Genomic DNA, 14,915 nt, shown 5'->3' with positions numbered 1-14,915 from the left:
GACCGGACAATAACCGGTCATGCTCCGCTCCCCACGCCACCGCCCGACCCGCATCGCCCCTTAGACCGCCATGAGCATCGCGCCCGACACCCGCGACAACCCCGCGCTGAGCCAGGCTCTGCGGGAGCTGGATGTCATCCTGGCCAACGCAGGCGTGGGCGTGGTGTTCGTGAAGGCGCGCACGCTGGTGCGCTGCAACCAGCGCTACGCCGAGATCTACGGCTTCGCCAGCCCCGAGGCCGCCACCGGGCGCAGCAGCGTGGAGCTCTACGAGAACGAGGACGAGGCCCGCAGCCTGGGCCGGCGTGCCTACCCGCTGCTGGCCACGGGCGAGACCTTCCGCAGCGAGCAGCTGATGCGGCGCCAGAACGGCGAGCTGTTCTGGGCGCACCTGACCGGCCGCCTCATCAACCCCGAGGACCCGGGCGATGGCTCGATCTGGATCGTCGACGACATCCACGAGCGCAAGCTGGCCGACGCTGCCCTGGCAGACCTGCATGCCGAGCAGCAGCTGATCTTCGACCACGCGATGGTGGGCATCGTCTACCTGCGCGGCCGGCGCGTCACGCGCTGCAACCGGGCGTTTGAACAGCTGTTCGGCTATGCCCCGGGCGAGTTGGATGGCCAGCTGTCGCGCGCCTGGTACCTCAGCGACGACGAGTGGCGAAGCGCCGGCGACCTCTGCTACGCGCCGCTGTCACGCGGCGACGCTTTCCATGCCGAGATGCTACTGGGGCGCAAGGACGGCACGCCCGTCTGGTGCGAGGTGCGCAGCAAGGCCATCGACCGCAGCGACCTGTCGCGCGGCTCCATCTGGATCACGCAGGACATCACGGCCCGCAAGCAGGCCGAGCAGGAGCTGGTGCAGGCCAAGGCGCAGCTGGAGGCGCTGGTGGCGCAACGAACCGAGCAGCTCAGCCAGACGGTGGCCGCGCTGGAGCTCAAGATCGCCGAGCAGCAGGCGGCCGAGGCGCGCGCGGAGCGGCTGGCGCTGTTCGACGGCCTGACCGGCCTGCCCAACCGCCACCTGCTGGCTGACCGCGCCACGCAGGCCATCGACATCGCCCGCCGCAGCGACGAGCCGCTGGCCGTGCTGTTCCTGGACCTGGACCACTTCAAGAACGTCAACGACTCGCTGGGCCACCGCGCGGGCGATGCGCTGCTCGCCCAGCTGGCCGCGCGGCTGCGCGGTGCCGTGCGCGAGCAGGACACCGTGGCCCGCATGGGCGGCGACGAGTTCGTGCTGGTGCTGCCGCTGACCGACATCGCCGGCGCCGCCCACCTCGCCACCAAGCTGATGGCGCTGGCCAGCGCGCCCTTCCAGGTGGAGGGGCAGGAGCTGACCGTCACGCCGTCCATGGGCATCGCGATGTTCCCGACCGATGGCGACGACTTCGACGCGCTGTGCAAGTGCGCCGATGCGGCCATGTACCGCGCCAAGCGCGACGGCCGCAATGCCTACCGCTTCTTCACGAGCGAGATGCAGGCCCAGTCGGCTCGCGCGCTGCAGCTGGAGAACGGCCTGCGCCGCGCGCTGGAGCGCCGCCAGCTCAGCCTGCACTACCAGCCGCAGTTCGCGCTGGACGACGACGGCCAGAGCCGCGTGGTGGGCGCCGAGGCGCTGCTGCGCTGGCAGCACCCCGAGCTGGGCTGGGTGTCGCCGGCCGAGTTCATCCCCATCGCCGAGTCGTCGGGGCTGATCCTGCCCATCGGCGAGTGGGTGCTGCGCGAGGCGCTGTCGCAGCTGCGCCGCTGGGACGCCGCCGGCCTGCCGGCGCTGACCATGGCGGTCAACCTGTCGGCCGTGCAGTTCCGCCACGATGACCTGCCCGAGCTGGTGGGCCGCGTGCTGGAGGCCGTGGGCATGCCGGCCGAGCGTCTGGAGCTGGAGCTGACCGAGGGCGCGGCAATGGATGACCCGACCATGGCCATCACCGTGATGAACGAGCTGCACGCGCGGGGCGTGGGCCTGTCCATCGACGACTTCGGCACGGGCCATTCCTCGCTGAGCTACCTGAAGCGCTTTCGCGTCGGCAAGCTCAAGATCGACCAGTCCTTCGTGCGCGACCTGACCGACGACGCCGAGGACCGCGCCATCGTCGACGCCGTCATCCGCATGGCCGGCGCGCTGGGCCTGCAGACGCTGGCCGAAGGCGTCGAGACCGAGGGCCAACTGGCCTTCCTGCGCCGCCAGGGCTGCCACGCCGTGCAGGGCTATCTGTTCAGCCGCCCGCTGCCGGCCGAGGCTTTTGCAGAATTCGTCGTCGCCCGCGCGTCTGCGGCCGACGCCCCTCTTTCCGTCTTTGCCATCTGATGAGGCCCGCACGCACGCGCACCGCCTGTGCCCGGGGCCGCCACTGACATGAACTTCGTCCACCAACTCCAAGCCCTGACTCCTCATTCCCGCCTGTGCGTGGGCCTCGACCCCGAGCCGGGCAAGCTGCCGGGCGCCTGGGCCGGCGATGCAGCCAAGTTCTACGACTTCTGCGCCGCCATCGTGGACGCCACCAAGGACCTGGTCTGCGCCTTCAAGCCGCAGATCGCCTATTTCGCCGCGCACGGCGCCGAGGCGCAGCTGGAGCGCCTGATCGCCCACATCCACGACGTGGCGCCCGGTGTGCCCGTCATCCTGGACGCCAAGCGCGGCGACATCGGCTCCACGGCCGAGCAGTACGCCCGCGAGGCCTTCGTGCGCTACCAGGCCGATGCCGTCACGCTGTCGCCCTTCATGGGCTTGGACAGCGTGGAGCCCTACCTTGCCTACGAGGGCAAGGGCGCCATCCTGCTGTGCCGCACGTCCAACAAGGGCGGCGACGACTGGCAGATGCAGCGCCTGGCCGACGTGCCGGGCCAGCCGCGGCTGTTCGAGCACCTCGCGCACCTGGCCGAGAGCCAGTGGAACCGCAACGGCCAGCTGGGCCTGGTGGTGGGCGCCACCTACCCCGCCGAGATTGCCCGTGTGCGCGAGCTGGCGCCCACGCTGACGCTGCTGGTGCCGGGCGTCGGCGCGCAGGGCGGTGATGCAGCCTCGGTCGTGCAGGCCGCTGGCCGGGATGCGCCGCTGGTGGTCAATTCGTCGCGCGCCGTGCTGTACGCCAGCAATGGGGCCGACTTCGCCGAACGCGCCCGCGCCGTGGCCGAGGCCACCCGGCAGAGCCTGCGCTGAGCATGCGCCGCGGCGAGGTCGAGCACCTCAGCAGCCTCGTCGGCCACGCCGAGCCGGCAGACCGGCAGCGTGAGCGCCTGGCCACCAGCATGCGCTGGCATGCCGCGCGCATCTTCCTGCTGGCCTGCGGCCCGGTGTTCCTGCCGGTGGCCGTGTTGCTTTGGCACACGCGCCAGCCCAGCGAGTGGCTGGACGGCTGGCTGCCGCCCGCGCAGGCCGTGCTGATCTCGCTGCTGGCCTTCGGGCGGCTGCTGGTGTTGTCGCGCAGCACGCGTCGCGAGTCGAGGCCGGTCGTGGCGCTGCTGATGATGGCGCTGGTGACGTCGCTGCCGTCCGTCGTGGCCTTGTCGCGCGACCTCGGCCTGTGGGCCTTGAGCCTGGCGCTGTCCGGCCCCGTGGTGGCCTTTGCCACCGGCATGCTGGGGCTGCGCGCCGGCCTGCTGCTGGCCGGGCTGGCCGGTGTTGGGCTGGCCGGCATGTCGGCCGCCGAGGCCATGGGCTGGGCCACCCATCCCATGGCCATGAACAGCCTGCTGCTGCGCACGGTGGTGCAGTTCTGCCTGCTGGGGGCGGGGCTGATCGCCGGCTTCGGCTTGCTGCGGATGGTGCAGCGCTCGCTGGCCGAGGCTGACGAGCGGACGGCGCGCTTTCGCGGCCTGCTGGGCATGGCGGTGGACTGGTACTGGGAGATGGACCGCGAGTTCCGCTTCACCCACGTGGCCGAGGAGCGGGCCGGCAGCTCGGGCCTGGACCTGAGTTCGCGCCTGGGCAAGACGCCGTGGGAAATCGACGGCATGGGGCTGAACGACGACGAGCTCGACGCCCACCGCGCCGACCTCGAATCCCACCGCCCCTTCCACGGCATGGTGGCGCGCCGCACGGGCCTGGACGGCAGCCCGCGCTGGGTGTCCATCAGCGGCGAGCCGCGCTTCGATGCGCAGGGCAACTTCCGCGGCTACTGGGGCGTGGGCCGCGACGTGACGCACGAGGTCACCGCCGAGCAGACCGCGCATGCCAACGAGACGCGCTACCGCGAGTTGTTCCGCCGCTCGCCCAGCCCGCTGGTGCTGCACCGCTGGGGCCGTGTGGTGGACGCCAACCCGGCGGCCATGGCCATGTTCGGCTACGCGCAGCGCTCCAGCATGATCGGGCAGGACCTGTTCAGCCACTACGAGCCGGGCGACGACGAGACCGCCCGCCAGCAGGCCGCGCGGCTGGAGGGCCTGGCGCCCGGCGCCATGCAGCCCATGGCCGAATACCGGCTGCGCACGCTGTCGCGCCGGCGCCGGCTGGTGCAGGCCACCAGCGTGCGCGTGGAGACGGCGTCGGGCCCGGCCACGCTGACCTTCTTCACCGACCAGACCGAGCAGAGCCGCGCACAGGACGCGCTGCGGCGCAGCGAGGGCCTGCTGAGCCATCTGGTAGCCACCAGCCCCGACGTCATCACGCTGACCGAGGCCGAGACCGGCCGCTACGCGATGGTGAACAAGGCCTTCGAGCACCTCACGGGCTGGAGCAGTTCCGAGGTGCTGGGCCGCACGGCCGACGACATCGGCATCTGGCACCACCCGCAGGACCGGCAGCACATCCGCGAGGCCGTGCGCCGCGACGGCATCGCCAGCAACGTGCCCATCAGCTTCCGGCGCAAGGACGGCAGCACGGTGTCCATGCTGGTGTCGGTGGCGCCGTTCGCGATGGACGGCCAGAACTACCTGGTGCTGTACGCGCGCGACGTGACGGAGAGCGAGCGCACGCGGCTCGTGCACGGCGCCATCCTGGAGAACGCTTCCATCGGCATCGCGCTGACGCGCGACCAGCAGTTCGTGCTGGCCAACCCGCGCGTGGAGGCCATGTTCGGCTGGACGCGCGGCGCGCTGATCGGCCAGCATGGCAGCGTGGTCTGGCCCAGCGTGGAGGACTGGCAGGCCATGGACGGCGAGCTGGGCGCGGCGCTGGCGGCCGGCGAGCAGGTCGAGACCGAGCGCACCATGCGCCGCCGTGACGGCGCCACCTTCCTGGCCCGGCTGCTGGCCCAGGCCGTGGACCCGGCGCACCCCAGCCGTGGCGGCACCATCTGGATCATCGAGGACATCACCGAGCGCCGCCGCGTGGAAGACCAGCTCGCCCATGCCAAGGACGAGGCCCAGGCCGCCAGCCGCGCCAAGAGCGCATTTCTTGCCAATACCAGCCACGAGATCCGCACGCCGCTCAACGGCCTGCTGGGCCTGGGGCGGCTGGCGCAGCAGCCCGACATCAGCGACACGCAGCGGCGCGACTACCTCAACCAGATGATGGACAGCGCCGAGGGCCTGTCGGGCCTGATCTCCGACATCCTGGACCTGTCCAAGATCGAGGCCGGCCGCCTGACGCTGGAGACCCAGCCTTTCTCGCTGCGCGAGCTGCTGGCCTCCATCCGCCTGGCCTACCTGACGCTGGCGCAGGCGCGCGGGCTGAGCTTTGCCGTCGAGATCGACCCGGGCCTGCCCAGCTGGGTGTTCGGCGACCCGCTGCGCACGCGCCAGATCCTGTCCAACTACCTGACCAACGCGCTGAAGTTCACCGACCGTGGCGGCATCGCCGTCAGCGTGAAGGCGCTGCCCTGCAACAGCCAGGGCAGCGTGGGCGAGTGGGTGCGTGTGGAGGTCAGCGACACCGGCCCCGGCATCGCGGCCGAGCAGCAGGCGCGGCTGTTCCAGCCCTTCACGCAGGCAGACGAGTCCACCACGCGGCGCTTCGGCGGCACGGGGCTGGGCCTGTCCATCTGCCGCGAGCTGGCCACGCTGATGGGCGGCGAGGTGGGCGTGCGCAGCGTGGTCGGCGAGGGCTCGACCTTCTGGGCCGAGCTGCCGCTGCCCGGCGCGCCCGCGCCCATGGCCCACCAGCCGCGTGAGACGCGTGCGGTGCCGGACGCGCTGCATGGCCGGCGCGTGCTGATCGCCGAGGATCACCCCGTCAACATGCTGATCGCCGTAGCCCAGCTGGAGCAATGGGGTATGGAGGTGGCGCAGGCCAGCGACGGCCGCCAGGCCATCGAGGCCGTGCTGGCGGCGGCCAGCGTGGGCAAGCCCTTCGACATCGTGCTGATGGATGTGCAGATGCCCGTCATGGGCGGGCACGACGCCACCCGCGAGCTGCGCAAGCACTTCTCGGCCGAGGAGCTGCCCATCATTGCGTTGACGGCGGCTGCGCTGGTCTCCGAGCGCGACGACGCGCTGGCGGCCGGCATGAACGACTTCCTGACCAAGCCCATCGACACGCCCAAGCTGCACCAGACGCTGCTGCGACTGACCGCCAGGCATTGACACAATGCGGGCTCCAACAGGAGGGAGCCCATGAACGTCACCGCGCCACAGCGCAGCTTCAAGTACTACGACTTGATCATGGCGGCCTGCGTCTGCGTGCTGCTGTGCGCCAACCTGATCGGGCCGGCCAAGGCGGCGCAGCTGGAGCTGCCGCTGCTGGGCACGGTGACCTTCGGGGCCGACCTGTTCTTCTTCCCCATCAGCTACATCTTCGGCGACGTGCTGACCGAGGTGTACGGCTACGGCCGGGACCGGCGCGTCGTGTGGGCGGGCTTCGGCGCGTTGCTGTTCGCGGCCTTCATGGCCTTCGTCATCGTGCACCTGCCGCCGGCGCAGAACGCCTTCATGGATGGCTACCAGGCCCATGTCGAGGCCATGTTCGGCAACACCTGGCGCGTGGTCGCCGCGTCCATGATCGCGTTCGCCGCCGGCAGCTTCGCCAACAGCTTCGTGATGGCCAAGATGAAGGTGGCCACCCGCGGCCGCTACCTGTGGGCACGTATCGTCGGCTCCACGGCGGTGGGCCAGCTGCTGGACACAGGCCTGTTCCTGAGCATCGCCTTCTGGGGCATCTGGCCGCAGGAGCAGCTGCTGGCGGTGTTCGTCGCGCAGTACTGCTTCAAGCTGGTGTGGGAGGCGGTGCTGTTCCCGGTCACGGCGCGCTTCGTCACCTTCCTGAAGCGGGCCGAGGGCCTGGACCACTACGACCGCGACACCAACTTCAACCCGTTCACGTTGAAGGTCTGACGGCGCGTTGCGCCGGGCGGCATGAAAAAGGGGCGTGCCAGGCACGCCCCTTCTTGTTGGCATCTCCCGGCTGGGAAGCCGGGTGCCTTGCGCGGGTCAGGATCAGAACTTGTATTCGGCGCTGACCTTCACCGTGCGCGGACGCCAGGTGTAGCCGTCGCGCAGGTTGACCGGCAGGTCGGTGCCCAGCGCGTTGTTGATGTTGGCCGTCAGCGCCAGGTTCTTGAAGCCGGTGTAGCGCAGGCCCAGGTCCATGCGCAGGTCGTCCGTGCGGTAGCACTGCAGGTCGCCCGGGTTCAGGCGGGCGCGGCAGGCGGCCTCGCTCCACGACGCGACGTCCGTCTCGTCGTTGTTCAGCGCCATCTTGGACGTGTAGTTCAGGCGCAGCGACGGCGTCCAGCTGCCGATGCTCAGCGAGTTGGCCCACACCATGCGCAGGCGCGGGGCGTTGCGCAGGCCCACGCGGTTGGGGCGGTAGGCGCCGGCGTCGATGTCCCACTCCTTCTGCGTCAGCATGTAGGTGGCCGTGAGGCTGCTGTTGTAGACCATCTGGTCGCCCAGGTTGAAGCGGCCCTTCACGTCCAGGTCCAGGCCCGACACCAGCGACTTGCCGAAGTTTTCGTACTGCAGCAGCAGCGTGATCAGGTCACCGGCGGCCCAGTTGATGTTGGAACCCGGCTTCAGCGTGTTCGCGCGGGCGGCGCGCTGCAGGTCGGTGGAGCTGATGGGCGCGCGGGCGACCAGGTCCTGGTAGCCGGCCTGGCCTTCGCGGGCCAGCACGTAGTCGGGGTCGCGGTAGGAGATCTCGTCGCGGCGCTCGATGCGGAAGTAGTCCATCGCGATGGAGAGTTCCTTGATCGGGTCGAACACGAAGCCCACCGTCGCCGAGCGCGACAGCTCGGGCTTGACCGACGGGTTGGCCGAAATCATGGCGGGAACAGAGACCGAGCAGCCCGAGTTGTAGGCCGCCGTCGCGTCAGCGCGGTCGTTGGCGTCGCCGGTGCGCAGGATGTCGCGGATCTGTGTGGCCGTGGCGCAGCGCTTGGGGTCCACGGTCTGGTTGAAAAAGCCGGTCAGGCCCACGATGCCCAGCGTCTCGGGGATGTTGGGCGCGCGGAAGCCGGTGCCCACGGTGCCGCGCAGCAGCAGCTTGCCGGGCAGCGCTTCGTAGCGCAGCGACAGCTTGGGCGAGACGTGGCTGTCGAAGCCGGTGGCCTTGTCCAGGCGCACGGCGCCGTTGGCGGTCAGGCCCTTGACGATGGGCGCTTCCAGTTCGGCGAAGGCGGCGTACAGCTTGCGCTCGCCCTCCACCCACACCGAGCCGCGGCTGATGATCTCGGCGTTCAGCAGGTTCTGGCTGGACTTGATGCGCAGGCTCTCGTCGCGCACCTCGGCGCCCACGGCCAGCAGGGCCGGGCCGGCCGGCAGCTGGAAGATCTCGCCGCTGGCCTTGAAGTCGGCCACGTTCTGCGAGTTGCGGCCACGCAGCTCGTTGCGCTGGAACATGCGGTCCAGCAGCGCCTGGGAGTTGGTGCCGCCGATCTTGTATTCGCCGCTGCTGATCGCGTTGATGAACTCGGTGCGGTGCGCGCCGATGCCTTGCTTCACGCCGTCGGCGCCGATGCGGCCGAGGGTGGCTTCCCAGTCCCAGTTGCGGAACACGCCACGCACGCCGACGAGGGCGCGGTACTGGTCAGCCTCGGCGGGCACGGCCCACATGCCGGTGTTGTCCATGAAGCGGTATTCCAGGCCGGCCGGTGCGCCGGTGGTGTTGGCCGGGTTGTTGGCGGCCAGCAGCGGCTTCTGCACGACCTGCACCTTGCGGGCGTAGCCGTCGAACCAGCGATAGGCCGTGCCTGGGGCGTTCATGCCGAAGGGCAGGTCCAGGTACTCGGTCTTGGTCTTCGAGTAGGAGACTTCGGCGAAGGCTTCCATCTCGTTGCCCAGGGCCACGCGGGCGGCCGAGAACAGGTTCAGGCGCTTGGCCGGGTCGGAGTACTGGTTCAGGCCGTTGATGTCGGTCGTGCAGGCGCCGGCGCTGTTCTTCTGCGAGGCCGCGCAGGTGCTCACGGGCACGCGGAAGTTGCTGCTGGCCTGGCTGAACAGGCCGGTGGTCGGGCTCACCGTGCCGCGGATCAGGTTGCCGGGGTGGGATGCCAGGCTGGGGTCGCCGAACGCCGGGCTGTAGATGCTCTTGTGCCAGGCCGGGTAGGCCGAGATCACGTCGCTCAGGAAATAGCCGTCGCGCTCGTACAGCTCAAGGTTGGCCAGCACGTTGAAGCGGTCCTTGGCCATGTCGCCCCAGCCGGCGACGAGGCCGACGGTCTTTTCCTTGCGCACGGCGGGCGAGGTGGAGGTCTGGTACGAGGCGCTCATGCCCACGCCCTGGTAGTCGCGGCGCGTGATGATGTTGATGACGCCGGCCATGGCGTCGGAGCCGTAGATGGCGGAGGCGCCGTCCTTCAGAACCTCGATGCGCTCGATGGCGTCGGCCGGGATGGCGTCGGTGTTGACGAAGGTTTCCTTGGCGCCGTCGGCCAGCGGGAAGTAGGCGACGCGGCGGCCATTCAGCAGCACCAACGTGGCGCTCTTGCCCAGGCCGCGCAGCGAGGCGCCGCTGGCGCCGGCCGCGAAGCTGCTGGAGTTGCCATCGTCACGCAGCTCGGTCGTCGTGGTGGCGGTGATGGTGTCCAGCACCTGGCGCACGGTGTTGGCGCCGGTCTGCTTGACGTCCGAGCGCGTGTAGACCTGCACCGGCGACGCGGTTTCTGCAGACAGGCGCTTGATGTTGGAGCCGGTCACCTCGACGCGTTCCAGTTGTTGCGGCGCGGCGGGGGCCTGGGCAATGGCGTGCAGGCAGCAGGCTTGGGCGGCCAGGGCCGTCAGGGTGGCGGCCAGCTTGGGAAGGCGTCGAGAAGCAGTCATGCGGGGGTGCGACGGGTTGAAGAATTTGAAGCGCGCGAGTCTGTGCCCGTCTGGGCGGGGGCGTACCCAGGCGGCAGTGCCTATTGACAGCCTCCGCAGGCTTGTCGGAACTTGTTTGACTGGTTCGTAAAAAATTGCTCGCCAAAAATGGATTGGGCAACGGGATTAAATCCATGCAAAAGCGTTTTGGCGGTGAATTTGTCAGAGGCCATTGGCCAACAAGATGTCGATTGGATGTGTGTTGTTGTGGTGGTCGCACGACAAGTCTCATGTCGACGTGTCTGGTGCGGTGTCGCTGGCCGCGGGGGGGGCGGGGCGAGCGGCCAGGCTGGCGCCGGGCCGACAATCGGTCCAATGAATGCTCAAGACCCTGCCGGCCCCGACCTGTTGTTCGCCCTGCTGCCCGACGGCGGCATCGCCCCTGATGGCCCGGACACGCTGGCCCCGCTGGCGGCCGCGTTGCAGGCACAGTACCCCCAGGCCGTCACGCTGACGCTGCATCCGCCGCTGCGGGATGGCGAAGGCCGCTGCCGCTGGTGGACGGGTGACGCGCCCAGCCCCGAGGGCGTGGCGGCGGCGCTGCCGGTGCTGATCGAGCGCCTGCGGGCGGAAGCCGCCCGGCTGGGCCTGCCGTGGCAGCGCGTGGCGCTGGCCGGGGTGGGCGAGGGCGCGTTGCTGGCGCTGGAGGCGGTGCAGGCCGAGGCCGCGCTGGCCGGCCGCGTGCTGGCGCTGGCAGGCGGCTACCTGTCCCGACCCGGCCATGCGCCGCAGGACGTCTGCGTGCACCTCGTCCACGGGCTCGCGGACCAGCGTTTCCCGTCCCGCCATGTGGTGGACGCCGCCCAGGCGCTGGTGGACCTGGGCGCCGACGTCACGGCCGACCTGCTGCCGCACCTGGACCATGGCCTGCACCCGGCGATGGTCGACAAGGCCATGGAGCAGCTGCGTACCTTCATCCCCGCGCGGCTGTGGCGCGAGGCGCTGCTGGCCGCGCAAGAAAACGAGCGGCCCGTCAGCTGATCAGTCCAGCACCACCTCGGTCCGCACCACGCCGGCCCGCTCGGCGCTGGCGCTGAGCGCCAGCCGCGTGCCCACCGGCGCGCGCACCACCCACTCGGCCACGGCGCGGTCGGCCGTGGGCTGCTTGTTGGCCAAGAAGGCCAGCTGGCTCTGCTTGGGCGCGTGGCCTTCCAGCTGCGGGCCTTCCATGCGCTCCTTGCCACTGACCAGGCTGATCGACGGGTCGCCGCTGGGCATGTGGATCTCGAACATCACGCCGCGGACGGTCTTGCGCTCGAGCGCGCGCTGCGTCACGTAGGCCGGCAGGTAGCCGGCGTTGGCCACGGCCAGGCGCACGCGCCACATGTCGGGCCCCAACGCGCGCACCTCGGTGCGGATCAGCTCCAGCTTGGGCAGGCTCATCGCGATCTGCGTCATCCAGGCCGGGAAGCGCGCGGCCTCGCGCTCGCGCAGCGCGGGCGGCGGGTTGCGCCAGTAGTTCATCTTGTCCCAGCCGCCGATCTCCACGGCGCCCAGCTGCGGGTGCTGGAAGGGCGTCCAGTCCACATGCGCCTGGCCGCCGCACTGCTCGTCGCTCCACTTCAGCAGCTTGAGGTCGTCCTCCACCGGGTGGCTGCGGTACCAGTCGATCCAGCCGCCCGTGTCGTCCACGCCGGCCTCCTTCTTGGGCGACCACAGCTCCACCACCCAGAACAGCGCGCCCAGGTGCTCGTAGACCCAGTCCTGCGTGCCGGTGATGACGTCCTTGGGGTGGTAGCGGAAGTCCTCATAGATGCTGATGGCCGGGTAGCCCGAGTGCTTCTCGCCCAGCGCCGAGAACTGCTGGAACAGCCACAGGTCCTCGGGCGTCATGTCCTTGTCGGGGCGCGTGCCGCAGGGGCGCAGGATGACGCCGCTATGGGTGTGGAAGCTCAACGCCGCGCCGATGTTGGGATGGCCGGTGATGAACTCCACCATGGCCCGCACCTCGGGCTCGCTGGTGGGGTAGGGGCCGGCGCCCAGCTGCTGGAACTCCTGGCGCCAGTCGCCAGGGAAGTTGCGGTTCAGGTCCAGGCCTTCGCGGTCGGGATTGACCTTCACGGTCAGCCCGTCGTGGTTCTTGATGAAGCCCTCGGGGATGAGGCGGTAGTACTCGCCGCCGAACTCGCCCGGCTCGCGCGGCACCATCAGGCGCGGCTCGGTGGCGTGCTTCTTGTAGCCGCCATGCGGGTCGGGCACGCGCATGGTCAGGATGCGGCCGTCACCGTCCACGTCCTCCACGGTCAGGCCGTCCACCGGCTCCTCGGTGTAGGGGTAGGCGCGCGTGGAGCTGCGGATGTGGCGCGGCCTCGGCAACAGCGCCAGCTCGGCGCCGTCGGGGTTCAGGCGCGGCACCAGGTACAGGGTGCGCGTGTCCAGCAGGCGGTTCACCTGCACGGCCTCGGGCGACGTGCCGCCATGCAGCTGCAGCAGCTGGTGCAGGTAGTACAGGCAGGTGGTGGAGGCGGTCAGCTCGGCGGCGTGGATGTTCCCGTCCACCCACAGCGCCGGCTTGTCGATGTCCATGCCACTGGCCAGGTTCGTGACCACGACGACCCAGATGTCGCGGCCCTCGTAGCTCTTGCCGATGGATCGCACCGACACCAGATTGGGCCGGGCCTCGGCGTAGGCGAAGAGCAGCGAGGTGAGCTCGTCGTGGCGGTAGAAATGGTCGAAGCGCGGCGTGGGCAGGGACAGGGTCATCGGCGATCCGTGGGCGGCGTGAATCCCCAAGCTTGGGGATGAAGGCCGCGATTGTGCGGAGCCGCCCGCAGCGCCCGCCCAGGGTTTCTACTGGCCTTTGAACAGGGCCTGGAATTGCCGGGACACCGGCAGCTTCTCCTCCCGGCCGCGCAGCGTGATGACCATGGTGCCCTCGTCCACCCGCACCGCGCGGGCGATGCAGCGGCTGTTGACCAGCACGCTGCGGTGGATCTGCCAGAACTGGTCGGGGTCCAGCTGGGCCAGCAGCTCGCGCAGCGGCGTGCGGATCAGCGCCTCGCCGCCCTCGTGCACCACGCGGGTGTAGCGTGCATCGGCCTCGAAATAGATGACCTCCTCAGGCGGGATCAGCTGCACCTCGCGGCCCAGGCTGGCCTGGATGGGGCGCGGTGCGGGCCGGGCCTGGGGCAGGCTGGCCAGCAGGCGTTGCAGCGCGGTGGTGTCCGGCGCCGTGGCGGGCGCCTGGGCCTGCACGCGGGCCTTCAGCCGCGCCAGCGTCTGCGCCAGCCTGGCGTCGTCCACGGGCTTGAGCACGTAGTCCACCGCGCCGGCATCGAACGCGGCGAGCGCGTGGTCGTCATAGGCCGTGACGAACACGATCAGCGGTGGCGTGGCCAGCGCCGCCAGCCGCCGCGCCACGTCCAGCCCGGTCAGGCCCGGCATGCGGATGTCCAGGAAGGCGATGGCCGGCTCATGGGCGAGGCAGTCGTCCCAGGCCTCCACGCCATTGGCGCTGGTCGCCACGATCTGCAGCTCAGGCCAAAGCCGGGCCAGCGCGATGCGCAATTGTTCGCGGGGGGCTTCTTCGTCGTCGGCGATCAGGGCGGTCAGGTTCATGGGTGGGGCAGGGTCAGCGTGGCCAGGCAGCCGGGGTGGTGGTCGGTCAGCGCCAGCGTGGCAAGCGGCTGGGCGTGGTGCAGTCGGCGGCGGGTGTTGGCCAGACCCACGCCGTCGCGCCAGCCGGGCGCCAGGCCGGGGCCGTCGTCGGCCACCTGGATGCGCACGGCCCCGCCGTCGCGCGCGGCCCGCACCGTGACGTGGCCACCGCTGAGCTGCGGCTCGATGCCGTGGGCGATGGCGTTCTCCACCAGCGTCAGCACCAGGCCAGGTGGCAGCTCGGTGGCGGCCACGTCGGGCGCGATGTCCAGCGTGTAGCCCAGCCGCCTGCCCAAGCGTGCCTGCATGATGGCCAGATAGCGCTGCACCATGGCCATCTCGTCAGCAAGCGGCTGCTGCTCGCGCTCGAACATCGGCAGCGTGGCGCGCAGGTAGCCGGTGAAGTCGCGCAGCAGCGGCGCGGCGCGGGCGTCGCCCGTGTCCACCCAGTGCTGCAGCGAGGCCAGCGTGTTGAACAGGAAGTGCGGCTGGATCTGTGCGGCCGCCAAGCGGGTGGACAGGCGCAGCGCGGCGTCCTGCTCGTCGAGCTCGCGCAGCCGGGCGTCGATCTGGTGCGCGCGGAAGACGGTCAGCGCCCACCACGCGGAAATCACCGCCACGAAAACCCAGCCCGTGTGCGGCAGCGCGTCCTTGATCGTCTCGCGATCGCCGACGCGTAGCGCCAGGGCCAGCGCCGCCATGAATGACAGGCCGCCGACATAGCTGTACAGGTTCAGCCGCGCCCGGGTCGGGTGGCGCCACAGCGAGCGCGCCCCGGCCAGGGCCACGCCTGTCAGTAACAGGCCCAAGCCCAGCTGCAGGCCGGCCCGCAGGGGCGGCTGGCCGACAAACCCCGCGCTCAGCAGCACGACGGCGTTGAACAGCGCGTAGCGGTCCAGCGTGGTGGGCCAGGGCTGGCTGCCGCCGCGCGCCATCTCTTCGGGCGTGAAGCTGCGGCGCGGGCCGGGGTAGAACCACTGCGAGCAATCGGTGGCGAGCCAGCGGCTTAGGCGGGACGGCGAAGTCATGGCGGGCAGTCTAGAAGCCCCCGGGCGTGGCGCCGCCAGGCGTGCGGCGAATGGCGGAATCCCGCGCTTGAATGGTTGTTCGACCGATCGGTCGGGAAAATGCAAAATGGC

General features: G+C 70.3%; 9 protein-coding genes. 5 read left to right on the top strand and 4 right to left on the bottom strand.

Annotated features, from left to right (window positions below; all coding sequences use genetic code 11):
• Positions 1–70 precede the first annotated feature (70 nt).
• Genes ACG0Z3_RS04455 through ACG0Z3_RS04440 form a run of 4 tightly spaced genes read left to right on the top strand, consistent with a single transcriptional unit; the run spans position 71 to position 7,215 of the window.
• On the top strand, positions 71–2,314 hold the full coding sequence (locus ACG0Z3_RS04455) for a putative bifunctional diguanylate cyclase/phosphodiesterase (protein ID WP_394395680.1): 2,244 nt from the start codon (positions 71–73) through the stop codon (positions 2,312–2,314).
• A gap of 48 nt (positions 2,315–2,362) precedes the next feature.
• Positions 2,363–3,166, top strand: a complete 804-nt coding sequence (pyrF, locus tag ACG0Z3_RS04450) for an orotidine-5'-phosphate decarboxylase (RefSeq protein ID WP_394395678.1) — start codon at positions 2,363–2,365, stop codon at positions 3,164–3,166.
• Positions 3,167–3,168: 2 nt separating this feature from the next.
• The gene (locus ACG0Z3_RS04445; RefSeq protein ID WP_394395675.1) at positions 3,169–6,468 is read left to right on the top strand and encodes a PAS domain-containing hybrid sensor histidine kinase/response regulator; all 3,300 of its coding nucleotides are present in this window, start codon (positions 3,169–3,171) and stop codon (positions 6,466–6,468) included.
• A gap of 30 nt (positions 6,469–6,498) precedes the next feature.
• Complete coding sequence (locus tag ACG0Z3_RS04440; protein ID WP_394395673.1) at positions 6,499–7,215, top strand: queuosine precursor transporter; 717 nt, start codon at positions 6,499–6,501, stop codon at positions 7,213–7,215.
• Between the two features lie 102 nt (positions 7,216–7,317).
• Here the strand turns inward: ACG0Z3_RS04440 and ACG0Z3_RS04435 are convergent, their stop codons facing one another.
• Positions 7,318–10,140: a TonB-dependent receptor plug domain-containing protein gene (locus ACG0Z3_RS04435; protein ID WP_394395671.1), complete on the bottom strand. Its 2,823-nt coding sequence runs from the start codon at positions 10,138–10,140 to the stop codon at positions 7,318–7,320.
• A 354-nt stretch (positions 10,141–10,494) separates the two neighbouring features.
• Between ACG0Z3_RS04435 and ACG0Z3_RS04430 the strand changes: the two genes are divergently transcribed.
• Positions 10,495–11,160 (top strand): alpha/beta hydrolase family protein, encoded by a 666-nt coding sequence (locus ACG0Z3_RS04430; RefSeq protein WP_394395670.1) that lies wholly within the window; start codon positions 10,495–10,497, stop codon positions 11,158–11,160.
• Here the strand turns inward: ACG0Z3_RS04430 and ACG0Z3_RS04425 are convergent, their stop codons facing one another.
• From ACG0Z3_RS04425 to ACG0Z3_RS04415, 3 genes are all read right to left on the bottom strand, one after another.
• The gene (locus ACG0Z3_RS04425) at positions 11,161–12,882 is read right to left on the bottom strand and encodes a M14 family metallopeptidase (protein ID WP_394395669.1); all 1,722 of its coding nucleotides are present in this window, start codon (positions 12,880–12,882) and stop codon (positions 11,161–11,163) included.
• A gap of 87 nt (positions 12,883–12,969) precedes the next feature.
• Complete coding sequence (locus tag ACG0Z3_RS04420; protein ID WP_394395666.1) at positions 12,970–13,737, bottom strand: LytR/AlgR family response regulator transcription factor; 768 nt, start codon at positions 13,735–13,737, stop codon at positions 12,970–12,972.
• Positions 13,734–14,804 carry a sensor histidine kinase gene (locus ACG0Z3_RS04415; protein WP_394395665.1) on the bottom strand — a complete coding sequence of 357 codons (1,071 nt, stop codon included), beginning with the start codon at positions 14,802–14,804 and terminating at the stop codon, positions 13,734–13,736. Before ACG0Z3_RS04415 ends, ACG0Z3_RS04420 begins: the two co-directional genes overlap by 4 nt.
• Positions 14,805–14,915: the final 111 nt, after the last annotated feature.

The organism is Pelomonas margarita, from assembly GCF_043555875.1.
Taxonomy (GTDB): Bacteria; Pseudomonadota; Gammaproteobacteria; order Burkholderiales; family Burkholderiaceae_C; genus Pelomonas; species Pelomonas margarita.
This window is presented reverse-complemented; position numbering and strand designations above follow the sequence as displayed.